Raw genomic sequence first — 22,158 nt, 5'->3', positions numbered from 1 at the left:
ATTAATGTTCCCGCATGATGGCGTGATCCATCTTATCGCGTTTGGTACGCAGGTACGCTTCATTATGGGGGTTTGATGCTATCTCGATAGGCAGGTTCTCAACAACCTCTAAACCGTAACCAATAAGGCCCGCGCGTTTTTTAGGATTGTTGGTTAGCAGGCGCATTTTTGAGATACCGAGGCTACGTAAAATTTGCGCGCCAATACCATAATCGCGCTGATCCATCTGGAAACCAAGCTGGATATTAGCCTCAACAGTATCCAGTCCATTTTCCTGCAAATGGTATGCTTTCAATTTATTTACCAAGCCAATACCACGGCCTTCCTGGTTCATATAAACAATCACACCCTTACCCTCTTTGCTGATGATCTCCATTGCTTTGTGCAGCTGTGGGCCACAATCGCAACGGCATGATCCAAATATATCGCCGGTAACACAAGAGCTGTGTACACGTACTAAAACAGGCTCGTTAGGCTCCCACTCGCCTTTAACAAGGGCAAGATGGTTTTCGCCGGTATCCAGCTGGGTGTAAGCTATCATATCAAAATCGCCCCACTCGGTAGGCATCTTTACAGATACCTCTTTGCGCACCATCGATTCGGTGTTCAAACGGTACGATATCAGGTCTTTTATAGAAACTATCTTGAGATCTAATTCTTTCGCCATCACTAATAACTCGGGCAGGCGGGCCATGTCGCCATCTTCCTTCATTATTTCGCAGATAACACCTGCGGGTTCAAATCCCGCCAAAACAGAAAGATCTACAGCGGCTTCGGTATGCCCGGAACGACGCAATACACCACCATCTTTAGCGATCAGCGGAAAAATATGCCCCGGTCGGCCTAAGTCGGCAGGTTTAGAAGCAGGGTCAATAAGGGCTAAAGTGGTTTTTGAGCGATCTTTTGCCGATATACCCGTAGTACAACCATGGCCCAATAGATCTACCGATACCGTAAAATTAGTTTCGTGCGATGTAGTATTATGGCTTACCATCGGCTCAAGCTCAAGCTGGTGAGCGCGCTCTTTGGTTATTGGGGTGCAAACCAAACCACGGCCATATTTCACCATAAAGTTGATGGTTTCCGGCGTAGCGTTGCGGGCAGCAGTTAAAAAATCGCCCTCATTTTCGCGGTCTTCATCATCAACAACAATTATGGTTTTACCTGCTTTTATAGCTTCAATAGCTTCCGGTATAGTATTTAGCATTTTGTTTTTCTTTTTAGGAACAGCTACCGTATTGGCACTTACTTTTGTAGTACAAATTTATACGATAATAAGCGTAATAAGGTCGGTAATTTGTAAAACTATACGGGCTTAGTTTTACGCAGTTTAAAGCGCTTAAAAAAACGTTTGTAAAGATCCATATCAAACAATGCCGAATCAGTAGCGGCTTTATAACTCAGGAAAAGGCCTATCGGGAACAATATAACGATGGATATCCAGGCACCAACCAACGGCGACAAATCGCCTTCCTTGGCAGATTTCTCACCAATGGTGCCAATAATGTAATAGATAAGGAAGAAAATAACCGACACCACTACAGGCAAGCCCAGCCCCCCTTTACGAATAATAGCCCCAAGCGGCGCGCCAATTAAAAACAGCACAATACATGCCGCGCCAAGCGTAAATTTCTTTTGATATTCCAGCACATAGCGGCGGATACCGCGGTTGGTCTCTTTATGCATTTCGGCACGGTTCCGTAAAACATCCAGGATTTGGTGCACTTCGCTCGATGCATTGTTTAGCACGTTGATCTTATCGCTTTGCCCATTCATTTTAATGCTATCGGCGGGGAATGCCTTTACTTTTGACTTTGCAGGCACGGTTGTATATTTCATATATGCCGATAATAGGGCATAATTTATTTTAACATTGCTGTCAACCATTCTTTGTGACGAATCTACATAGTGCTGTAACTGCTTAAGGTTCATCATCTGCGATGCATTCCTAAACTCGCTTTGATCGGTGCGGGTCATTTTAAAATCGGAAAGATCGAACTTGTATTCGGTTTCTTTAAACCTAAAGCGCCTTAAACGCAGCCTTGGCATGCTGTTACCCTGGTCGCCGGGTTCTTCTGCATAAATTACACCGTTTTTAAGTTTTAATATCAAAAATAAATCGTCCTTTGAGCGATACATTAAACCCGATTTCGCAAAGGTAACATCCAGGTTAGTTTCCAGCGTACCTTTGTGATAGATCATGATATCGTGCAAAGTCTGGCCATCAGGATCCTTGTGTTTTACACGAATGGTATATCCCGGGAAACGATTGCTGAAAATATTTTCGGGAAGCAGATCGGCAGATTTTTGCTTTCGGGCATCGTACAGTAAGGAAAAATACTTAAGATTAGCTACCGGCAGCATATAATCTGAGAATGCAAAGGCTGCAATACTTATCACAAAAACCACCACAATCATTGGATACATAGCACGGCGTAAAGAAATCCCTGCCGATTTGATCGCTACCAATTCATAGTTTTCACCGAGGCTGCCGTAAGTCATGATAGAAGAAAGCAATACCGATAGCGGCAGCGCCATGGCCAGGTTAGTGGCCGAGTTATACATCATTAGCTCCAGGATGATATACCACTGAAAGCCTTTGCCGATAAGGTCATCGATGTATTTAAACAAAAACAACATCAGCAATACAAACATCACTATTAATAAGGTTACTATAAAAGGCCTTATAAATGATTTAAGCAGTAACAGATGTATTTTTTTCATCAGGGCAATTGTATACAGGGACTGAAACGTTTATGCGCGCAAATAATTGCAAGCGCTTAACGCCCGTTTCGGAATACAAAAATAAGGAAATAAAAATGTTTAAGCGCCCAGTGTACTTATCAGGTAATCTATTTGGTTATCCCAAATCAGTTTACGTTCTGCAATGGTTTCTTCGGTTGCAAAATCGGTGATGCTAAGGGCAACATCGTTTGTTAGCTCGTCCTGGATGATCTCCATTTCAAAATAACATTGCGGCTCGTCGTCAATCCACTTAAAACGCACCAGTTTGTTCTCCTTTAAGGATACCAATTTGGCGTTTTGCTTCTCATCATCCCATGTAAAGGTGTAGATCTGGTCGCGTACGCTAACGTCATCTGCAAACCATTGAGTAAGGCCATTTGCTTCGTTCAGGAAGGTGTATAGTATTCTGGGTGACGATTTTATCTCGTACTCGATATTAAATTTCTTCTTTTCGGACATAGGGAATCAATAATTACAAAAACCAATCAAGAGTAAAAGTTAACATTTTTTCTAAAGGAAGCGAATTTCTGCTATATTTGCAAACCTTTTTCGGAAGTATCATTGGTATGACTACAAAATAGGGCTAAAGTAAAATTTAGGTAACCATATATTTTTTTCGGCGGGGTAGCTCAGATGGTTAGAGCGCAGGATTCATAACCCTGAGGTCGGCAGTTCGATCCTGCTCCCCGCTACTTGTAGAAGGCCCCTTTATGGGGCCTTCCTAATTTAATTACAGCGTATGTTTACCGTCTACGTGTTGTACTCACCTTCTTTTAACGAGATCTATATTGGCTTTACATCCGATCTCAACAACCGTTTCCTTTCACATAACCAATTCGCTACCAAAGGCCACACGGTGAAATACCGCCCTTGGGTAATCGCACATATTGAAGATTTTGCAATTAAGTCCGAAGCGATGAAAAGAGAAAAGCAATTAAAATCATCAAATGGCCGCACATTTATTTGGGATATCATCCGGAAAAAATTTGACACAACAGATGGTTAGAACACAGGATTCATATCCGTTAGCTAACGGACGGCAGTTCGATCCTGCTCCCCGCTACTTGTAGAAGGCCCCTTTATGGGGCCTTCCTAATTTAATTACAGCGTATGTTTACCGTCTACGTGTTGTATTCACCTTCTTTTAACGAGATCTATATTGGCTTTACATCCGATCTCAACAACCGTTTCCTTTCACATAACCAATTTGCTACCAAAGGCCACACGGTGAAATACCGCCCTTACACTACCAAAAACTTATTACATCAACATCTATCGTAGGCTTCACCTTAATTATCATACAGTTTTTAAAATTTTTTTAAAAAAACTTTGCTTTTCAATATAAATAGTTAAATTACAGGCTTTTACAATACATTACACCACGTATACCTTTCTAAAGCGATGCGGGAATTATTACGAACACGCACTTCGCTAAGTTTTTTTTTACACGAACATTTATTTCTTGCTAATGAAAACACAACTATCTGTAAAATCAGCAGCGTTAGCCCTGCTGCTTGTTTTAGCTTTTGTAATTTCATGGGAATTATACTTGCGGCATCAAGGTGTGGTTACCGATTATGACGACGGCCCGGAATTATGGGCACATACCCGTGAACAGGTTTACGAGCCTTCCGATAAATCAATAGTTTTCATAGGCTCTTCCCGTATTAAATATGATCTTGATATTGCCACCTGGCAAGGGCTCACAAATAAACACGCTATACAGCTGGCAATGGTAGCCTCGTCACCAAGACACATACTCACTAATTTAGCTAATGACCCTAAATTCAAAGGCAAGCTTATTATTGATGTTACTGAAGTTTTATTTTTTAGTAATCGTGGCAATGCTTCACCTGATGCAGGCTTAGCTTATTATAAAGAACGTACACCGGCTCAGAAATTAAGTTTCCTTATTGATAAGCCGATAGAAAGCCGCCTGGCTTTTTTAAATAATGGCAAATACGCCATCAATGCCTTTATTGGCGAAATGCATATTCCAAACAGGCCAATGGTATATCCCTTTCTTGATTTCCCACAAGGCTTCGGCATCACACTTTTAAACCGGCAAACTAAAATGAGTGCAGATTTTGTAACCGATACTAATAAACGCAATAAAGTAAAAGCCATTTGGGGATTATTGAAAAATGACCCTACACCACCCATGAGCGGCAAAGCACTTGACCTGGTTATGCAGTCGGTAACGCGCGATGTAGCTAAAATTAAAGCAAGAGGCGGTGACGTTGTCTTCACCAGGACACCTTCGAGCGGATTTTTTTTAATGGCCGAAAACCACATGTTCCCGCGTGAGGCTTACTGGAACAGGTTATTAAAAGAAACCGGGTGCAAGGGTATTTACTACGCAGATTATCCCGTAATGGCATCACTTACCTGCCCGGAGTTTTCGCATTTATCGCCCGCAGGCGCTATAACTTATACCCACACATTGGTAAATATTTTAAAACACGACAAGATCTGGGGCCTATAACATTTTAGCTCCTAAACGCAAAAATCACACTAAACCTTAAATGCTAACGCCATGGTTTTTAACTCCTATACCTTTGTTATTTTTTTTGCCATCATACTCGGCTTGCACAACCTTCCCATCTCCTGGAAGGCTAAAAAGATAAACTTGTTAATTGCCAGTTACCTTTTTTATGCAGCATGGAATCCGCCGTTCATCTTATTGCTTTGGCTTTCTACCGTTGTAGATTTTTTTGTAGGCAGGGCATTATACACGCAACCCAATAAAAGTAAACGCCACTTGCTATTAATAATAAGTTTAATAGGCAACCTGGGCATGTTATGCTTTTTTAAATATGGTGGCTTTATATTAGAGAATTTTGTAACCCTTAGTAATGCCATAGGTTTAAACTACCATCCCGCTAAACCAAATATCATATTACCTGCCGGCATCTCTTTTTATACTTTTACCACACTTTGTTATACCATTGATATGTATAAAAAGAAAAGTAAGCCGGTAAAATCACTGCTTGATTTTTCGTTATTTGTAACCTTTTTTCCTCACCTTGTTGCCGGCCCTATTGTGCGCCCACCTCAACTGGTGCCTCAATTTGAAACCCCCCGCACAGCTACGGGCCAACAATTACTTAACGGCTTACTGCTGTTAACACTTGGCTTATTCATGAAAGTTGTTTGTGCCGACACGCTTCTTGCATCAACATCTGATATCGTTTTTAGTTCCCCGGGCAATATGGGCCCGCTTGATGCATGGGCAGGGGTGCTTGCATTTTCCGGTCAAATATTTTTTGATTTTGCAGGATACTCTACTTCTGCCATAGGTGTGGCACTTTGCCTTGGTTTTATTTTACCGCAAAATTTCTTGTATCCATATGCAGCCATCGGATTTTCGGATTTTTGGCGCAGATGGCATATTACCCTGTCATCGTGGTTGCGTGATTACCTTTATATTCCATTAGGGGGCAACCGCGAAGGCAAATTCAGGGCCTATATAAATGTAATGATCACGATGCTAATTGGCGGCTTATGGCACGGCGCCAACTGGACCTTCGTTGCCTGGGGTTGTTTGCATGGCTTTTATTTATGGATAGAAAAAGCGCTGAAAGACAGCAGGATAAAAAAACCACACCTGCCCGATAGTATCCCACTGGCGCCTGTTATTGTTACAGCCTCTTTCGCGCCTGTATTACCCGGCAAAAGCACTGGCGGATTTTTATATGCGCTGTTTACATTTCTGCTTATTTGTGTAACCTGGGTATTTTTCCGTTCGGCTACCTTTGCAATCGCATGGCGTTTATTAAAATCCATGGCAGGCCAGGCTCCGCCCGCTGGGCCGCCATTACTTACTACTGCTGCTCTATTGCAGGTAGCAATTGTAGTGTCATTAATGCTGGCATTTCATTGGTTTATGCGGGATACAACAGTTTTAAAAACCTCTGCAAAATTACCGTGGTGGCTATTGGGTATTGTATGGGCCTTATTATTGATCCTGATTATTTTAAGTCAGGGTACCAGTAAATCATTTATTTATTTCCAGTTCTAAAATACTGATGACAAGAATATTTAATAAGCATTTCTTTCAGGGCTATAAGTGCAACATACGCTAATTATACTTTTAAGGATGTTGTTTACTATTGGGAATCGCTAAGGTAATCTGAAGCAAGATTAACCTGTGAAGTTCCTTTTGGTTTACCCTGGCTAAACTATATTCATCTGCCTTATTTAGCCGTGATGTTTTGCGGTATTTAAAAGCAGCAAAATGCGGTCGGCTTTCACTTCGTCGAAATTTCTCTGATAAGTTGTTTGATTTGCTTGTTTTTCACTAAACGAAGATCATAAAATGAACTTAATCAGCGATTTCAGTTAATATTTAACAAAATGTGTTTTAGATGTTATGCTTGCATTTGTTGCTCCATGCTACTTAAGGAGATAAAGCTGGGTTGGCCCTAACTGTACAGCGCCAAATGGTATAAGTAATCTTAATTTATTCTTCATTGATATCATACTATTTTACTTGTACGCCTATTTCTGCAGCGCTTATTCCTGTTCCGCTGATAAGTTTTACAGCCGTTAATTTAAAGTACCTGGCTTTCACAGCGGCTTTCAGCGGCACCAATTGTTCTATTGGGTTTGATTTGATATTTGAAAATTCGCCATCGGCAACAGTTTGCCATGTGGTACCGTCGTTGCTTACAGCCCAGCTATAACCGCTTACCAAGCCGTCAGTTTGTTTATCCCGCCTTGGCAGATATAAAAAGGTTTTTATTGTGTAGTCTGCGCCCAAATCTACCACCAATTCTGACGAGGTTGATTTTGCTACAAAGGTATTGGCATCATCGTCAATAGCCTTTTTGGCGTCATCGCCGATAACTTGCCATTTACTTTTTGACAAGCCGAATGCTTGCGTACTTACCTCGCTCGGTTTATTGTTACCATCTAAACTAATCGCTTTTATTTCGCCGCCTTCGGCCAACATAAACGGTTTGATGAACGCCGGGGAAGTAGCCGTGGGCAGTGTACCATCTGTTGTATAACGGATACTGCCGACGGGTGCTTCTGTGGTGATAGCCACCTCGCCCAATTTGTTCCGATTGATGATTGGCGCAACCAAATGTACCGGTTCTTTAAATAAGCCGAAATCACTAATAGCAACTGCCACCGGCGATTTGGTGATCCGTAACCTTACTTTGCTTGTGGTGATGTTATAAGGCAAACGTACTAAACGGTTAGCGCCAACGCTTGGCACAGTGGCAATTTCTTTCCAACCTCCATCTATCCAGGCGTCAAAAGCCGCGCCTTCTATACGCTGCCCCAGTTTAATATTCTCGCGCAGGCGGATAATGTTAAAGGTTTTGGCCAAGTGCAGATCGACTTCTAAAGTGGGTTTGGTAACCTTATCATTTGTAGCCCAATACGTATAGCGGCTATTATCTATTAAAAATGATGTGCCAAATTTGGTGCTATTGTTACCGCGGATATTGGATGCTTTAAAAGATGCGCCTTTAGCCAGGTTAACGGCAAAGGTTTGCTTTAAAATGCCGCCAAATTGTTTCAGGATATTTACATCCTCATTGGTTATCAAACCATCTTTATCTGGCGACAGGCCCAGGTCTAAACATGCGCCACGGCCAACACTTTTGTAGTACAGGTCAACCAGGTTGTAAGCCGATTTTGATTGCCCATCCTGCGACTGGTGGTAAAACCATCCGCGCCTTAACGGCACATCGCACTCTGCAGGCATCCAAAATTTGCCGTTACGGGTGCCTTCTGTACCTTCATAATCTTTTACAAATCCGTTAGCAGGTACTTTGCCTTCTTCGGGTGCGTGGGGTGTATAAGTTGCCCAATAGGTTTCGCCGGCATGGCCTTCCTCGTTACCTACCCAGCGTACGTCCGGGCCAACATCACCAAATATAGATGCGCCGGGCTGCATTTTGCGTGTGATGCCCCAGGTAGTATCCCAACCATAATAAGTCGATCGGTCTATCTTACGCGCTTCGCGGGTGCCGCCGTAATACCCATCGCCGCCGTTGGCACCATCATGCCACGACATAAACAGCGGGCCGTAATTGCTGTATAACTCCTTCAGCTGCTCACGGTAAACTTTGGTTACATATTCTGGCTTGCCGTAAAGGGCGTTGTTCCTGTCCCAGGGCGAGCAGTAAACCGCCATTTTCATCCCCAGCTTTTGGCATGCCAACTGGTATTCTTTCAGGATATCGCCCTTGCCGTTTTTGTAGGGGCTTTTGCTAATGTTATGATTGGTAGTTTTGGTTGGCCAAAGGCAAAACCCATCGTGGTGTTTTGCTACTACCACAATCCCTTTAAAACCACCTGCTTTTGCCGCGCCTACAATTTGCATGGCATTAAAGCTTTTGGGGTTAAATATACCAGGCTCTTCATCGCCATAGCCCCATTCTTTATCTGTATAGGTAGCCATACTAAAATGCACTATACAGTACATATCTGTTTCCTGCCAGTTTAGCTGCCGCTGTTTGGGTAATACGCCATAAGGCTTAAGAGCATACTGTGCCGAAACATTTAAGCCGGCCGCAACAAGGGCAATTGCTATTAAAGATTTCCTCATAGATGTTAGTGTTTAAACCATGATGCAGGTACTTCTGCAGGAGCACTGCCATTGAAACTATATTTTAGCTTTAACGCAAAACCACCGCCTCCTTCAATAAAATCAAGCGCGAAGGGCTGCAGGCCTTTGCCTAATGCCACCTGCCCGTTCTTTTCAATTGCAGTGTGGTTGTCATCGTTATCAACTACCATGCGGCCGGCTATTTTAAAGATGCCGCCATCGTCGCAATTAAGGTAAAAAGTATAAACCCCAGTAGTTGGGATCTCAGTATAGCCCCTGTAAGTGATGGCAAAAGATGGCGCATTTACAGATGAATGGACAGCAATAGCATTTGTTGTAAAAGCACTATCGGCTTTGGCCTTCAATTGCAGGTAACTATCGCGCTCGGTACGGTTAGATTCGTCCTGATACCAACAGAAACCCTTGATAGACAAGTTATAAAACGAGTTAAAGCTTGGGTTCAGTATGCGGATGTTAGGATCCTGCACTTTAGCTGCCTCATTACCAGCACCTTTAACCTCCTTCATCGGGAACTGCATGTTAGATTGACCGCTCAAAAACCATAAATCGCCTATCAGCAGATTAGCTAAAACAATGGTTTGCTTACCGTTTTGGACACTTATTTGATGAGCGGTAAAGTCACCGGGTTTTGCCTGTGGTACGGGGATTATGGCTAAAAAATTACTATCCGCATTTGCTACAACAGTTACCGGGGCTGCAATCCAATCTGCTTTAAAAGAGGCAGTTGTACCTGCTTCAGCCTCGCCCCATACTTTAAATGGCTTGTTTTGCTGTACAACCATGTTACTTTGCAGCACCTGGTTTACCTTAAAAATAGTGGTATTACCAACCACTATTTTTGCAGGCTGCGCAAGACTAACCTGTATAAAAAAGCATATCGTACAAAAAAACCGTAAGGCTTTAAACATTTAATTGATCTGATATAATTGGTTTACAAAACAAATTTGTACAAAACAAAAACATTTTACTAAATCAATTTAGCAAAAATTGGATAGTATCAGATATTTTACAAATTATCACAAAAAAAGCGCCCTGAAAACTTAATTCAGAGCGCCATTTTTCACCAAAAAACGACTTTTAAACGTCCTGTTTTAGCCTTTAATAAATGCCAGCAGATCTTTGTTGATCGTTGCGGCTTCCGTGGTCGGCATGCCGTGCGGAAAACTTGGATAAGTGATCAGTTTACCATCTTTTACCAACTTCGCGGCTTTTACACCGGTAAGCTGGTAGGGTACTATCCGGTAGTCATCGCCACGCAAAACAAGTACGGGTACATCAACACTTTTCAGGTCTTCGGTAAAATCAGTTTTTCGAGAACGCCCTGATACGATCGTAATGGGCCTTGATGCCGCCCAATATCCCCTGGCGCCACCAATTGTCGCACATGCCTGGCGATACCCCGGCGCCCTCGCGGTTGTAATAAATTTCGGTACCGCCTTTAACTTTGAGCATGCTCATTTTGGTTTTTTTAAAGGTGATTGATGTAGATCAATATTGTCCTCTATAATTATAAGCGGGGTTTCGAATTTACCCCAATGATTGCCTTATCGTATATCAAACACCTAAATATACCATACAAAGCATTAAGAGCGATGACCTTTCTTATTCTTATCTTTGCAGCTACAATACGATACTTATGAAACACGAAGAAGTGGTTGCCGCGCTAAAAGTTATTGCCGAAAAAGGCCTCGCCATCAACTTAACCAAACCAGATCTGCAGGAACTAAAAAAATTCAACCTGATAGATATTGGCAAGGGCGAAGAAGCCAAACGTTCACCGGCCTGTACCTTAACCAAAAAAGGCCGCGTGATGCTGAAGGCAAACCTGCCAAAGCCGGAGAAAACCGACGATGCGGAATCTGAGGATGAAGAAATAACCGAATAATCATCCCCACCGCCTTGCGCTACTTTTTCCATATCGGTTACCATGGCACCAACTACAGCGGCTGGCAGATCCACCCCGATGGAATAGGTGTACAGCAGGTTTTAGAAAAAAGCCTGAGCCAGGTATTTAAGAAGCCCTTACAGATCATAGGCTGTGGCCGTACCGATGCGCAGGTGCATGCCAGCCAGTTCTTTTTCCATTTGGATGTTGATGATGCCTGGGATTTTGACCTTGCGTTCAGGCTGAACAATTTATTGCCGGATGATATCGCTGTGTTTGACATTATCCCGGTAGATGGCCGGCAACACGCCCGTTTTGATGCCGTGCAGCGTGGGTACGACTACTTTATCCACACCTATAAAGATCCTTTCCTTAGTGGTTTCAGTTCGATGTACGCCGTAAAAGACTGGGATGTGGGCAGTATGAACAGGGCGGCAAAACTGTTGCTACAATATACGGATTTTTTCGCGTTCTGCAAAATGCCCGGGCGCAACCAGCACACCATTTGCAACATAAGCGAGGCGGAAATATTTACCGATAACGCGGGCGACAGGCTCCGTTTCCACATTTCTGCCAACCGTTTCCTGGGGAAAATGGTGCGGATCATCACCGGAAAACTCATTGATATTGGCAGCGGCAAACTAAGTGTTGATGAGTTTGAAGCACACTTAATAAACCCGTTATTGCCGCAGGTAATTAAACCGGCTTATCCGCAGGGTTTATACCTCAGCAAGGTTACCTATCCTTATCTCGACATCCCATCGCGCAGCAATTTCACCCAAATGCTTGCCGGCGATACTACCTGGAACCCGGTCTCATCAGCATAAGTATAATTAGTCGATTTTCTTTCTATCTTGCAAAAGCGCTAACCTGCTTACATAAAATTATAACAGCAACATAATCAATACACTATGAAGAAATGCCTTGTTTTTGCGATAGTTTTTTTATTAATAAGTATCAACAATACTACATATAGCCAAACACCCGCTATAAATTTTACTTCGGTAACCTTGCAGCCAACCATCGCTTATGTAAAATATAAGGGCGAAACCCGCCGCTTGGCAAGGCTGCTTTTTAAAAATGGCAAAAGCTATGCTGCCGCGGATGTAAGCGTAACGTTCAATAATCATACTGATCACCTCAGCATCCCGGCCAATAAAAATGGCCTGGATGTTTTTGAACTGCCCCTGCCGGGCGATGCCATTAAGATCTCTACCCAGGCAATCGTCATATTAAAAGCGGGCAACCAAACGTATACCGCCCGCTGTATAGTTGAACCTGCACGTGCTAACTGGAGTGTTTATGTGCTCCCCCACTCGCATGTGGATATTGGCTACACCAATACGCAGGCTAAGGTGCTGAAACTGCATATGGAAAACATTGAAGAGAGCATTACCCTTGCCGAAAAGACCCAAAATTACCCTGCCGAAGCCCGTTTTAAATGGACTACCGAAGCTATATGGGTGGTTGATAATTACCTGAAGCTGTCATCAACAGAAAAGAAGGCCCGCTTTTGGAATGCCGTTAAAAAGGGCTGGATCAGCCTTGATGGTGCTTATGGCAACATCAATACCAGTTTAACCGATTCAAGGCAGTTGATGCAGATGTTTGCAGAATCGCAAAGGTTGGCGCGCGAGCAGGGTATTGAGATCCACACGATGTTCCAGGGGGATGTACCGGGCGCTTCCTGGGGATTGGCCGCGCAGGCAGAGCAAACGGGGATCAAGTATTTCCTATCCGGGCCAAACGCTTCGGACAGGATTGGCAACCTGGCCAAATGGCAGGATAAACCCTTCTATTGGGTATCACCATCGGGTAAAGAAAAACTATTATTTTGGCAATGCCAGCCCTACTCTATCGGCTATGCCCTGAAAGGCACCAAGATCCCTAACTTTTTTACCATTGACGAGCCAAAACCATTTTACACCGGCAAACCGACCGAAAATTTCCTGAACCCTTACCTGTTCCAATACCTTGACGACCTGGAGCAAAAGGGCTTCCCATATGATATGAGCATCCTTACCTGGGCCATGAGCGATAACGCGCCGATAGACCCGGAACTGCCCGATGCCGTAAAAGCCTGGAACGAACATTTCGAATCCCCAAAGCTGATAATTACCTCAACAAAACAATTCTTTACAGATCTGGAAAAAAAGTATAAAGACAAGCTGCCCAGCTACCAGGGCGATTACACCGAGTACTGGACGGATGGCGTATCATCTGCAGCAAAAGAAACGGCCATCAACCGCAACGCATCAGATGTGTTGAAACAAAGCGATGCCATCTGGGCCATCCGCAACAAAGCTACCTACCCGGTAAATGCATTTAACAACACCTGGAAAAACCTGCTGCTGTTTAACGAACATACCTGGGGGGCTTACAACAGCACCGACGCACCCGATGATGCCAAGGTTAAAAGCGAATGGGCGGTAAAGCAGTCGTTTGCGTTAAGCGCTCAAAAAAAGGCGGATTCGTTGATGGTGCTTGCTTTAAAACCGGCATCAGCAAAAGCAAATACCATTGATGTGTACAATACCCAAATGTGGCCGCGTACCGATGTGGTTTATGTACCTGCCGCACTTAGCAAAGCCGGTGACGCGGTTAAAGACGCATCGGGCAAGCGCATACCATCGCAACGCTTAAGTACCGGCGAACTGGCTATTTTGGCGGATGATGTTGCGCAGATGGGTAAAAGCACCTTTACCATAAGCGCGGGCAAAGCTTACAGCAAAGCAAAAGCTATTGTTACGCTGAATACGTTAAGCAACGGCGTTTACAATGTGGTGCTTGATAAGGCTAACGGAAATATCCAAAAACTGGTAAAAGGCACACGCAATTATGTATCAGATACCGCATCGCTTAACCAGTACATTTATTTACCGGGCGATACGTTGAAGAACCTGCAAAGCAGCAGCAACGCGCGTATCAGCATTAAAGAAAAAGGCCCGTTGGTAGTGAGTTTACTGGTAACATCCAACGCGCCGGGCACAAACGGATTAACCCGAGAGATCCGTTTGGTAAGCGGGTTGGATAAGGTGGAACTGATCAACACCATTGATAAAAAAGCCATCCGCAGGAAAGAGAGCGTACATTTCGCGTTTCCTTTTAACGTGCCAAACGCGCAGGTGCGTTACAGCATTCCATGGGGAAGTATTGCCGCCGAAGCTGATCAGCTGCCAAATGCTAACCATAACTGGTACACGCAGCAACGCTGGGTAGATGTGTCGAACGCCGACTATGGTGTTACCTGGAGCAGCCCGGACGCTCCTTTGTTTGAGATAGGCAAGATTACCACGGATAACCTCCTGGGCGGGCTGCATTTTGCGCCGCAATGGTTATCGTTCACCCCGCAATCATCGGGCATCTATTCGTGGGTGATGAATAACCTTTGGCATACCAACTTTAAAGCCGACCAGGATGGTGTAGCCACCTTCCGTTACTTTATACAGGCGCACGAGCAAGGTTATAACAGCCTGAAAGCAAACCAACAGGGGCTTAATAACCATCAGCCATTAATTGTGGCCGCGGCAACAGCTAACGAACAGGGTTTGCCCTTTAAAATTACCGGCAATAACATTTACACCGAAATTTTAAAACCGGCAGATGATGGAAAAGGCACTATCGTGATGATCGTAAACACAAGCGATGCAGAAAGCATCGTAAACGTTACCCCGCAACAAACCACGGGCATTAAACTTTGGGACAGCAATTTAGCGGAGGACAAAAGAACAACCTTAGATAATACGTTTACCATCCCCGGTAAGGGAATAAAAACCATCAGGATAGAAACAAAATAGCAATCTATTGCATCACAAAAAGGCCGCCCCGAGATGCCGGGACGGCCTTTTTTATGATGAGGGAGAGGGTATTAATTTGCTGTAAAAGTGAAGCTATGGATCACAATCTCTACGCTTTGTCCGTTTGACGGGGCAAGGCCGTTGTAGCACCATAGGTTTAACAATACCGGCATGCTTTTGCCGCTGATGGATGTGCCGGGGCTGTTAAAGGTTTTGGTCAAGAATAGGTTGGTATCGCCGCTTTGGAAACCGTAAAGGCTTTTAAATACCACGCTGGTAGCTGTTCTTTTGAAACGGTGTGTAGTATATGTGCCGCCCGGGGTAGAAAACTCCTGCGAGTAACTTGCCGGGGCAGGTGCATCACCTTCCTTAGGAAAAATGGTATAGTTTAGGTTTGGCCATGCCGCATTACCCCATCTTGCAAATTCGATATCTATTTCGTCGCGACCATCGATGCCCGAGTAATCAAACAAGCCAAGTACAATGTTTTTATCCAGGTTGGCGATAGGCCCGTCAATTTGCCATTGGTAAGTACCAAAGCCAAAGTTGGTGGCGCTGGAGATCTCGGCACACTCCCAGTGGTTGTTGGAGGCATTTTTAGATACCCTTAAATGCAGCCAGCCGTTCGCATCCACCCAAACGTTATTACCGCTCCAATAATTGGGGCCGGGGCCTTCAGTGCCTGCGGGTGCTTTAACGTTCCAGGTGTAGCCGCTCCAGGAAATGGTGGCCTGGTCGCGCTTTGTGCCTTGCGTTACAGCGGTGGCGTTCTCCGGGGCCTTGGCGCTTTGCGGGGCAACAGTTGCCGTTTTCTCTTTGGTACATGCGGCAGCAAATAGCGCTACAAATACAATGCAATAAATTTTTTTCATGGTTATGAATGATTTAAAGGGTTAATTATTCAAATACAAAAAAATCAGGATAGGCAAACCAATATCGTTTACCCCGGCACATTGTGTTATTTATAAGTTTAATACAGCCGCCATTAGGGCAAATAATATTTAACTAATTAACTTATATTTAATACGCTTTTTAAACAAGTGCGTACGATTAAAAGCTTTTACCAAGGGTTTTTAAAATTTTTTTTAATGTTTAAATACTTATTACCTGTATTTAATAAGGGTTGATTTTACGCCATCCACATTTTATGCAAAGCAAAACTCCTTACAAATGCCTGACCCAATAAATTTTGACCCTTGCTGCATAAAGTTATTTTTGTACTATTAACTGAAACTTATTCCCGCTGATAGAAACGAATGGCTGAAACTTCCCTGGTACGCCGCCTTGGCCTGGCACAAGCTACCGCCATAAACATGACCGATATGGTTGGCATCGGGCCGTTCATTACCCTGCCTATGGTGATCAGTATGATGAACGGACCATGGTTTTTGTATGCCTGGCTGGCGGGTGCGCTGCTTTCATTTATTGATGCCATGGTTTGGAGCGAACTTGGCGCAGCCTTCCCCATGGCAGGTGGTTCCTATAATTTTTTGAAAGAAACTTACGGCAAAAACGGCCCGGGCAAACTCATGAGTTTTTTGTTTGTTTGGCAAACCATGATCCAGGCACCGCTGGTTATCGCTTCGGCAGCTATTGGTTTCGCGGCATACTTTTCTTATTTACTTCCCCTATCCCCCATAGAAGCTAAGCTAATGAGCGGTGGTGTGGTAATTTGTATTGTGGCTTTGCTATACCGTAAGATTGAATCGATAGGAAAAATTAGCGTGATACTTTGGGTGGGCGTAATACTTACCATGATTTGGATAATAGCCGGTGGCTTAGCGCATGGCAATTTCTTAGCCCCCATAAAACATATTAATGACGGCTTAACGGTAAATTATGCTTTTGTGGCGGCTATTGGTTTTGCTAGTGTAAAAAGCGTTTACAGCTACCTGGGTTACTATAATGTATGCCATTTGGGTGGCGAGATCATCAACCCATCTAAAAACATACCGAAGAGTATGTTTATTTCTATAGCAGGTATCGCTATCCTTTACATGCTGATGAATGTGAGCGTGGTAAGCGTAATACCCTGGCAACATGCTAAGGACAGTAAGTTTGTGGTAAGCGAATTTATGGAGCAATTATCCGGGCATACCTCGGCAAAAATTGTTACCTGTTTGATATTGCTGGTTGCCTTTTCATCAGTATTCTCAGCCACATTGGGTTATAGCCGCATCCCTTACGCGGCGGCGGCGGATGGTGCGTTTTTTAAAGTATTTGCCAAGTTGCACCCAACGGGTAATTTCCCTTACGTATCGTTGTTGTTTTTGGGTGGGATAGCCTTAGTATTTAGCCTGCTATTTAAGCTCAGCGATGTGATCAGCGCCATATTAGCCATGCGGATCCTGATCCAATTTATATCACAAGCCCTGGGGCTGTACCTCCTACGCCGGGCCAAAAGTGAAATAAATTTCCCTTATAAAATGCCATTATTTCCTATCCCTATTTTCCTGGCAATAGCAATGTGGTTCGGTATATTGTTATCTACGGGCTTCCATATGGTATTGGGTGGTTTAAGCGCCATTGCATTGGGTACTATTGTCTACTTCATAAAAGCCAACATGAATAAGGAGTGGCCTTTTAAACCGGCGAATTACAAGGCGTAAAAATCCATCGCGTTTTTGCCCCAAAATAGCTCCTGCTCGTTTAGGCTCAAGCGGCTCATATAGCTTTCTACAATACTTAAAACACCCTCATAGCCCCCTGCTAAATTACACATCGGCCAGTCGGAGCCAAACATTACCCTTTTAATACCAAAGGCATTAAATACGACATCAAGATACGGGGTAAAATCTCCGGGTTTCCAGTTGGCCCAGTCGGCTTCGGTTACCATACCGGATATTTTGCAGGATATGTTGGGGTGTATTGCTATGGCTTGTATATCCTCTCTCCATCTGCTTATTTCAATATTTTTAATATATGGCTTAGCCAGATGATCTATCACAAACTTTTGATCAGGAAAAGCCGCAACCAAAGTTTTTAAATAAGGCAGGTGATTTGGTTTGATCAGGATATCGTATGTAAAATTGTACTTGCTTAATAAACTGATGCCCTTCATAAACTTTTCATCCAGCATAAATTGCTCATCGGGCTCAGCCTGTAATATGTGGCGGAAACCTTTTATGAGTTTAATGCCGCTGTAGTAGGCTAAGCGCTCTTCGATATTATCTGCTTTAAAGTTTACCCAGCCTACAATACCTTTTATAAAGCTGTGCTTATCGGCAAGGCCCAATAAAAAATCATTCTCCGCTTCGGATTGATCAGCCTGTACAGCTACGGAACCTAATATGCCGTGCTCTGGCATTATGGGTTCAACATCCTCAGGCAGCATGTCGCGTTGGATAACTTTTAGGTCGTTGGTTATCCAGGCATCTTTAACGGGATGGAATTGCCAAAAATGCTGGTGACTGTCAATCTTTAACATGGGTTTATATTGGTGGTATAGCCACACAATATCGAAATAATAAGGCAAAAAAAATCCCCCTATATATTGGGGGATTTTGTCAAATATGTAAGTCTATTTGGTGATCAGGTTATATAGCTCATCCAGTTTTGGGGTGAGCACAATTTCTATACGTCTGTTTTTTGATAATGCTTCGGCAGTATTAGCAGTATCAATCGGCTGGAACTCCCCTTTACCTGTCGCGGTTACGCGTTTAGGGTCGATGTTCTCGGTCTCGGTAAGGTAACGGGTTACGGATGTTGCACGTAATACGCTAAGGTCCCAGTTGTCTTTGATCTGGCCAAGGTTTTTTATCTTTTTGTTATCGGTATGGCCTTCTACAGAAATGTTAATGTTGGCTTCTTTGTTCAACACCGCAGCCAGTTGATTAAGCGCCTGTTTACCTTTATCGTCAATCACAATACTTCCCGACGGGAACAACAGTTTATCCGTCAGCGACACATACACGTTGCCGTTACGAATATCAACCGTTAGGCCGCTTTGCTGGAAACCAAGCAGGGCTTTTTGTAGCTTATCCTTCAATGCGTTTGTCGCTTCATCGCGCTTGCGCAAAATCTCTTCCACCTCTTTCAGGCGTGCTTCGCGTTTTTGCAGATCGGTAGATAGCTGAGTTACTTTTGATGAGCTTGCGTTGTAGTTTTTATCGAGGGCCGTATATTTATTATTAAGGCCGCTGAAGTTTCCTTTAAGCGTAGCCAATTCCTGGCGGATGCGCGAGGTATCAGCTATTAGTTTTGATACTTGTTCTTCCAGCGTGGCGGTGCGGGTGGCTAAAGAGTCGCGCTCGGCCAACAGAGCCTTGTGCTTTTTGGGCGACATTACCACGCAGGATTGCAGCGCGGAAACAAACAGAACGGCTAAAAGCAGGTGTTTAAACTTCATGTTATATAGGGTTTAAGTGTATTAAGCAATTGCATTCTTCAGAAACACATTCAGCGGGAATAGCTTGCTGCATATATCCACAATATCCTGTGCGGCACTTGCGGTCATTACCTCTTTATCTTTAAGCGGATGCGAAACGATAAAGCTTTTAAGTTTTAGCAGATCGATGTTCCCGTTATTGGCATCGTAACCTTTAGGGGTTGTTTTCAGCTGATCCTGCGCACGGAAATCGCCGAAGAGTTTTACAAACTCCTTTTCATCTATCACCTTCTTCAGGTCGGCGGCGTTGTAATCAATTTCCTGGCGAATGGCCTTCAGGTGTTCGGCCTCGGGCATCCAATAACCACCGGCAATAAATGATTTGCCGGGCTGGATCTGCAGGTAATACTCCACTCCGCCCAATTTAGAACCTAAAGTTGGCAAGCTAATGCCGAAGTTGTTTTTGTAAGGTGTTTTATTTTTGCTGAAACGGATGTCGCGATATATGCGCATCACACATTTCTTAGGGTCAAGATCGCCGCTAACGGTTGGGTCTACTTTATGCAGCTTTTCAATAACGCTCGCGGCAAATTCAATCAGGTTCTCGCGAGCTGTATCGTATTTTGCTTTATTAGCCTGGAACCATTCCCTGTTGTTATTATCAACAAGCTCTTTTAAAAAATCAAGCGTTTGGGATTGTATCATCCAAAAAATACATTTTATAATGATCGACTACGGTTCGCTATGATCTATGAACCATTATCTATAAGCTAACGCCTAATTTAAGTTAAGCTTTTGAGGGCGGATTTTAAGGTCAACATCTTTACGGCGGTATTTTTTATACCAAATGTATCCAACTACAGCAACAGCCAGGTATGGCGCAGCCAACAGGTACATAATGCCGCTGTTAAGTCCGTTGGTTTTGTTATCGCCGCTTTTGCTGTTGGATTCTACATTGGCGCTGCACGTAGAACACTGGGCCTTAACCGGCACAACGCTTATCACCAATAAACCAAAAACCAATACGAGGTAAAAATATTTTAACTTCTTCATGTGTAAACCTATTAAAAGTGGTAGTACGGTTTGATCATCAAATATACAACAACGCCGGTTAATGTAACGAATAACCATATAGGAAACGCCCATCTTACCAGTTTCTTATGTTTTGCAACCTGCAATTGTAAGCCACTGTAAAAACTTAGTAGTATCAATGGTAAAACACCTGCAGCCAGTATAATGTGTGGCACTAATAACGACAGGTAAATTGTGCGCATACTACCGGCAGTTGCGCGTTCATCGGCAGATAATAAGCCATCTCCGTTAGTATCGCCGTACACGGTATCGTGCTGCATTAGGTAATGGAACAGGATGTAGGATACCAGGAATAACGACGACAAGCAGAACGTTAAAATATTTAAGCGTTTATGAACCGTGATATTACCCTGTTTAATGAAGTATAACGAAGTTAACAGCAGCACACTGCACATACCGTTTAAAACGGCGTTAAGCAGCGGCAAATACGGCGTAAACGCAGGTGGCGTAGCAGAGCCCGGGATAAGATGGCGGTTAAGCACGATCACCACCACTATAACGAATATTGTTACACCTGCTACAAATCGGAATATGAATTTATCAGTCATCGTTTATATGAGAGTCAGGAATCTAGACGATTAGCGTCAGGATTCGTTTTTATTATTTAATATGTTTCATCAGGGTTTTGTTTTGGCTCCTGATTCTTGATCACTTACTTTTATTCTAATATAAAGCTTTATCCACCTTGCGCAGCTCTTCGGCTATCAGCACCTTTATCTCATCGTTAAGCTTGGTAAGGTCGGCGGCTGATGTGCCGGAGTAATAGCCCCTGATACGCTTCTCAGCATCGATCAGTATCAGCTTATCGGTATAAATAAAATCGTCCTTACCGGCCTGTACCGCGTTCACTAAAAAGCCGGTACGAGCCAGGTTATACGTAATACTGGTATCACCCGAAAGAAACAACCATTTCCTGGTTTCCTCAAACTTACCTGCATACTTTTTTAGAGCCTGCGGTGTATCGCGCGTTGGGTCAACCGTAAATGATGTAAAATACACCATCGGGTTTTTGCGGTAAGCGTATACCAGTTCGCTTACGTTCTTATTTACCTCGTTGCAAACAGTTGGGCAGTTGGTATAAAAAAAACTTGCCAAAAAAATCTTTTTATCAAAGTTCTTGAACGATACCTGCTTGCCATTTTGGTCGGTAAGGTTAAAGTCGTTAAGCCTGTGGTAGATCGTATCGGGGATAAACGTGCCGTGAAACTTATGCCCTGTTTTAGCTACCTGTTTAGGGCCAAAAAACGAGAGCGGCTTATACCTGTTCTTGCCTTTGGCGGTTAGCAAATAATACAAAAATCCCGGTAAAGCTAATATCATTACCAGGACTATTATTTTTTTCGGGATAGAAGCTTTACGCATTATCCTATTTTCGGTCTCAAATCTATCCAGTAGTGGCTTTCATTTGTAAGCACCAATATCAAACCGATAATAAATAATATCGGTACGATGATGCAAAGCGCTAAGCCTATTTTCTCGAATTTTAAGTGCATAAAGTATGCAACTATATAAAATGCTTTAAACAGGGTTAATACAATGTATATCGGGTTTGCCCAGTGTATAGGCACTTTACCCGATGGCACTAACCAAAGCGCAATAATAAACTCAACTACAGTTATACCCAATAATACCAGGAAGATCTGTATAATTTTCTTTTTGGTCATTCCTTCACCGTGACCGTGGTCTTCGTGGTGAACTTCTGTTGTTTCTGATGACATATATTTAT

At 43.4% G+C, this 22,158-nt stretch carries 23 protein-coding genes and 1 tRNA gene; 9 read left to right on the top strand and 15 right to left on the bottom strand.

The window, feature by feature from the left end:
• Position 1: 1 nt before the first annotated feature.
• From NAF17_RS09200 to NAF17_RS09190, 3 genes are all read right to left on the bottom strand, one after another.
• Positions 2 to 1,207: a bifunctional 3,4-dihydroxy-2-butanone-4-phosphate synthase/GTP cyclohydrolase II gene (locus NAF17_RS09200; RefSeq protein ID WP_252757712.1), complete on the bottom strand. Its 1,206-nt coding sequence runs from the start codon at positions 1,205 to 1,207 to the stop codon at positions 2 to 4.
• Positions 1,208 to 1,305: 98 nt separating this feature from the next.
• Positions 1,306 to 2,724 (bottom strand): LptF/LptG family permease, encoded by a 1,419-nt coding sequence (locus NAF17_RS09195; RefSeq protein WP_252757711.1) that lies wholly within the window; start codon positions 2,722 to 2,724, stop codon positions 1,306 to 1,308.
• A gap of 99 nt (positions 2,725 to 2,823) precedes the next feature.
• Positions 2,824 to 3,204: an START-like domain-containing protein gene (locus tag NAF17_RS09190; protein ID WP_252757710.1), complete on the bottom strand. Its 381-nt coding sequence runs from the start codon at positions 3,202 to 3,204 to the stop codon at positions 2,824 to 2,826.
• 159 nt (positions 3,205 to 3,363) lie between these two features.
• On the opposite strand from NAF17_RS09190, the gene NAF17_RS09185 reads away from it, so the two are divergent.
• The 5 genes from NAF17_RS09185 to NAF17_RS09165 all read left to right on the top strand — a co-directional run bounded on the left by NAF17_RS09185 (position 3,364) and on the right by NAF17_RS09165 (position 6,766).
• Positions 3,364 to 3,437, top strand: a tRNA-Met gene (locus NAF17_RS09185).
• 47 nt (positions 3,438 to 3,484) lie between these two features.
• A complete protein-coding gene (locus tag NAF17_RS09180; protein WP_252757709.1) occupies positions 3,485 to 3,751 on the top strand; it encodes a GIY-YIG nuclease family protein in 267 nt (88 codons plus the stop codon).
• A gap of 104 nt (positions 3,752 to 3,855) precedes the next feature.
• On the top strand, positions 3,856 to 4,026 hold the full coding sequence (locus NAF17_RS09175) for a GIY-YIG nuclease family protein (protein ID WP_252757708.1): 171 nt from the start codon (positions 3,856 to 3,858) through the stop codon (positions 4,024 to 4,026).
• Positions 4,027 to 4,213: 187 nt separating this feature from the next.
• On the top strand, positions 4,214 to 5,230 hold the full coding sequence (locus NAF17_RS09170; protein ID WP_252757707.1) for a hypothetical protein: 1,017 nt from the start codon (positions 4,214 to 4,216) through the stop codon (positions 5,228 to 5,230).
• Positions 5,231 to 5,281: 51 nt separating this feature from the next.
• Positions 5,282 to 6,766: an MBOAT family O-acyltransferase gene (locus NAF17_RS09165; protein WP_252757706.1), complete on the top strand. Its 1,485-nt coding sequence runs from the start codon at positions 5,282 to 5,284 to the stop codon at positions 6,764 to 6,766.
• A 462-nt stretch (positions 6,767 to 7,228) separates the two neighbouring features.
• Here NAF17_RS09165 and NAF17_RS09160 read toward each other — a convergent pair whose 3' ends face one another.
• From NAF17_RS09160 to NAF17_RS09145, 4 genes are all read right to left on the bottom strand, one after another.
• A complete protein-coding gene (locus NAF17_RS09160; RefSeq protein ID WP_252757705.1) occupies positions 7,229 to 9,310 on the bottom strand; it encodes an alpha-L-fucosidase in 2,082 nt (693 codons plus the stop codon).
• A 5-nt stretch (positions 9,311 to 9,315) separates the two neighbouring features.
• On the bottom strand, positions 9,316 to 10,239 hold the full coding sequence (locus tag NAF17_RS09155) for a PA14 domain-containing protein (protein WP_252757704.1): 924 nt from the start codon (positions 10,237 to 10,239) through the stop codon (positions 9,316 to 9,318).
• A gap of 183 nt (positions 10,240 to 10,422) precedes the next feature.
• Positions 10,423 to 10,590, bottom strand: coding sequence for an alpha/beta hydrolase (locus NAF17_RS09150; protein ID WP_252757703.1), 168 nt, complete (start codon positions 10,588 to 10,590; stop codon positions 10,423 to 10,425).
• 43 nt (positions 10,591 to 10,633) lie between these two features.
• Positions 10,634 to 10,789 (bottom strand): hypothetical protein, encoded by a 156-nt coding sequence (locus NAF17_RS09145; RefSeq protein ID WP_252757702.1) that lies wholly within the window; start codon positions 10,787 to 10,789, stop codon positions 10,634 to 10,636.
• Positions 10,790 to 10,967: 178 nt separating this feature from the next.
• Here NAF17_RS09145 and NAF17_RS09140 point away from each other — a divergent pair, with 178 nt between their 5' ends.
• From NAF17_RS09140 to NAF17_RS09130, 3 genes are all read left to right on the top strand, one after another.
• The gene (locus tag NAF17_RS09140) at positions 10,968 to 11,216 is read left to right on the top strand and encodes a hypothetical protein (protein WP_252757701.1); all 249 of its coding nucleotides are present in this window, start codon (positions 10,968 to 10,970) and stop codon (positions 11,214 to 11,216) included.
• A gap of 14 nt (positions 11,217 to 11,230) precedes the next feature.
• The gene (gene truA / locus NAF17_RS09135) at positions 11,231 to 12,043 is read left to right on the top strand and encodes a tRNA pseudouridine(38-40) synthase TruA (protein WP_252757700.1); all 813 of its coding nucleotides are present in this window, start codon (positions 11,231 to 11,233) and stop codon (positions 12,041 to 12,043) included.
• Positions 12,044 to 12,127: 84 nt separating this feature from the next.
• A complete protein-coding gene (locus NAF17_RS09130; RefSeq protein ID WP_252757699.1) occupies positions 12,128 to 15,013 on the top strand; it encodes a glycoside hydrolase family 38 N-terminal domain-containing protein in 2,886 nt (961 codons plus the stop codon).
• A 71-nt stretch (positions 15,014 to 15,084) separates the two neighbouring features.
• On the opposite strand, the gene NAF17_RS09125 is transcribed toward NAF17_RS09130, so the two are convergent.
• Positions 15,085 to 15,885, bottom strand: a complete 801-nt coding sequence (locus tag NAF17_RS09125; RefSeq protein ID WP_252757698.1) for a glycoside hydrolase family 16 protein — start codon at positions 15,883 to 15,885, stop codon at positions 15,085 to 15,087.
• A 384-nt stretch (positions 15,886 to 16,269) separates the two neighbouring features.
• Here NAF17_RS09125 and NAF17_RS09120 point away from each other — a divergent pair, with 384 nt between their 5' ends.
• Positions 16,270 to 17,622 carry an APC family permease gene (locus NAF17_RS09120; RefSeq protein ID WP_252757697.1) on the top strand — a complete coding sequence of 451 codons (1,353 nt, stop codon included), beginning with the start codon at positions 16,270 to 16,272 and terminating at the stop codon, positions 17,620 to 17,622.
• Here the strand turns inward: NAF17_RS09120 and NAF17_RS09115 are convergent.
• The 7 genes from NAF17_RS09115 to NAF17_RS09085 form a co-directional block, all read right to left on the bottom strand.
• Complete coding sequence (locus tag NAF17_RS09115) at positions 17,610 to 18,440, bottom strand: amidohydrolase family protein (protein ID WP_252757696.1); 831 nt, start codon at positions 18,438 to 18,440, stop codon at positions 17,610 to 17,612. The two genes, NAF17_RS09120 and NAF17_RS09115, sit on opposite strands and share 13 nt — an antisense overlap.
• Before the next feature lie 93 nt (positions 18,441 to 18,533).
• Positions 18,534 to 19,361: an OmpA/MotB family protein gene (locus NAF17_RS09110; protein WP_252757695.1), complete on the bottom strand. Its 828-nt coding sequence runs from the start codon at positions 19,359 to 19,361 to the stop codon at positions 18,534 to 18,536.
• Between the two features lie 21 nt (positions 19,362 to 19,382).
• Positions 19,383 to 20,045, bottom strand: coding sequence for a DUF2461 domain-containing protein (locus NAF17_RS09105; RefSeq protein ID WP_252757694.1), 663 nt, complete (start codon positions 20,043 to 20,045; stop codon positions 19,383 to 19,385).
• A 72-nt stretch (positions 20,046 to 20,117) separates the two neighbouring features.
• Positions 20,118 to 20,393 carry a hypothetical protein gene (locus tag NAF17_RS09100; protein ID WP_252757693.1) on the bottom strand — a complete coding sequence of 92 codons (276 nt, stop codon included), beginning with the start codon at positions 20,391 to 20,393 and terminating at the stop codon, positions 20,118 to 20,120.
• 11 nt (positions 20,394 to 20,404) lie between these two features.
• Positions 20,405 to 20,980: a DUF420 domain-containing protein gene (locus NAF17_RS09095; protein WP_252757692.1), complete on the bottom strand. Its 576-nt coding sequence runs from the start codon at positions 20,978 to 20,980 to the stop codon at positions 20,405 to 20,407.
• Between the two features lie 115 nt (positions 20,981 to 21,095).
• On the bottom strand, positions 21,096 to 21,752 hold the full coding sequence (locus NAF17_RS09090; protein ID WP_252757691.1) for an SCO family protein: 657 nt from the start codon (positions 21,750 to 21,752) through the stop codon (positions 21,096 to 21,098).
• A gap of 41 nt (positions 21,753 to 21,793) precedes the next feature.
• Positions 21,794 to 22,150: a cytochrome C oxidase subunit IV family protein gene (locus tag NAF17_RS09085; RefSeq protein WP_252757690.1), complete on the bottom strand. Its 357-nt coding sequence runs from the start codon at positions 22,148 to 22,150 to the stop codon at positions 21,794 to 21,796.
• Between the last annotated feature and the right edge of the window lie 8 nt (positions 22,151 to 22,158).

It is taken from the genome of Mucilaginibacter aurantiaciroseus (assembly GCF_024055595.1).
Lineage (GTDB): Bacteria > Bacteroidota > Bacteroidia > Sphingobacteriales > Sphingobacteriaceae > Mucilaginibacter > Mucilaginibacter aurantiaciroseus.
Note: the sequence above shows the minus strand (reverse complement) of the source record. Positions and strands in the feature narration are given on the sequence as shown.

What these genes read in the sequence shown, in the direction of transcription:
- NAF17_RS09170 (WP_252757707.1), top strand. Translation starts at nt 4,214, where the DNA reads ATGAAAACACAACTATCTGTAAAATCAGCAGCGTTAGCCCTGCTGCTT.
- NAF17_RS09160 (WP_252757705.1), bottom strand. Translation starts at nt 9,310, where the DNA reads ATGAGGAAATCTTTAATAGCAATTGCCCTTGTTGCGGCCGGCTTAAAT.
- NAF17_RS09095 (WP_252757692.1), bottom strand. Translation starts at nt 20,980, where the DNA reads ATGACTGATAAATTCATATTCCGATTTGTAGCAGGTGTAACAATATTC.
- NAF17_RS09180 (WP_252757709.1), top strand. Translation starts at nt 3,485, where the DNA reads ATGTTTACCGTCTACGTGTTGTACTCACCTTCTTTTAACGAGATCTAT.
- NAF17_RS09145 (WP_252757702.1), bottom strand. Translation starts at nt 10,789, where the DNA reads ATGAGCATGCTCAAAGTTAAAGGCGGTACCGAAATTTATTACAACCGC.
- NAF17_RS09140 (WP_252757701.1), top strand. Translation starts at nt 10,968, where the DNA reads ATGAAACACGAAGAAGTGGTTGCCGCGCTAAAAGTTATTGCCGAAAAA.
- NAF17_RS09120 (WP_252757697.1), top strand. Translation starts at nt 16,270, where the DNA reads ATGGCTGAAACTTCCCTGGTACGCCGCCTTGGCCTGGCACAAGCTACC.
- NAF17_RS09165 (WP_252757706.1), top strand. Translation starts at nt 5,282, where the DNA reads ATGGTTTTTAACTCCTATACCTTTGTTATTTTTTTTGCCATCATACTC.
- NAF17_RS09125 (WP_252757698.1), bottom strand. Translation starts at nt 15,885, where the DNA reads ATGAAAAAAATTTATTGCATTGTATTTGTAGCGCTATTTGCTGCCGCA.
- NAF17_RS09090 (WP_252757691.1), bottom strand. Translation starts at nt 21,752, where the DNA reads ATGATATTAGCTTTACCGGGATTTTTGTATTATTTGCTAACCGCCAAA.
- NAF17_RS09115 (WP_252757696.1), bottom strand. Translation starts at nt 18,440, where the DNA reads ATGTTAAAGATTGACAGTCACCAGCATTTTTGGCAATTCCATCCCGTT.
- NAF17_RS09110 (WP_252757695.1), bottom strand. Translation starts at nt 19,361, where the DNA reads ATGAAGTTTAAACACCTGCTTTTAGCCGTTCTGTTTGTTTCCGCGCTG.
- NAF17_RS09105 (WP_252757694.1), bottom strand. Translation starts at nt 20,045, where the DNA reads ATGATACAATCCCAAACGCTTGATTTTTTAAAAGAGCTTGTTGATAAT.
- NAF17_RS09200 (WP_252757712.1), bottom strand. Translation starts at nt 1,207, where the DNA reads ATGCTAAATACTATACCGGAAGCTATTGAAGCTATAAAAGCAGGTAAA.
- NAF17_RS09175 (WP_252757708.1), top strand. Translation starts at nt 3,856, where the DNA reads ATGTTTACCGTCTACGTGTTGTATTCACCTTCTTTTAACGAGATCTAT.
- NAF17_RS09155 (WP_252757704.1), bottom strand. Translation starts at nt 10,239, where the DNA reads ATGTTTAAAGCCTTACGGTTTTTTTGTACGATATGCTTTTTTATACAG.
- NAF17_RS09190 (WP_252757710.1), bottom strand. Translation starts at nt 3,204, where the DNA reads ATGTCCGAAAAGAAGAAATTTAATATCGAGTACGAGATAAAATCGTCA.
- NAF17_RS09130 (WP_252757699.1), top strand. Translation starts at nt 12,128, where the DNA reads ATGAAGAAATGCCTTGTTTTTGCGATAGTTTTTTTATTAATAAGTATC.
- NAF17_RS09195 (WP_252757711.1), bottom strand. Translation starts at nt 2,724, where the DNA reads ATGAAAAAAATACATCTGTTACTGCTTAAATCATTTATAAGGCCTTTT.
- NAF17_RS09085 (WP_252757690.1), bottom strand. Translation starts at nt 22,150, where the DNA reads ATGTCATCAGAAACAACAGAAGTTCACCACGAAGACCACGGTCACGGT.
- NAF17_RS09100 (WP_252757693.1), bottom strand. Translation starts at nt 20,393, where the DNA reads ATGAAGAAGTTAAAATATTTTTACCTCGTATTGGTTTTTGGTTTATTG.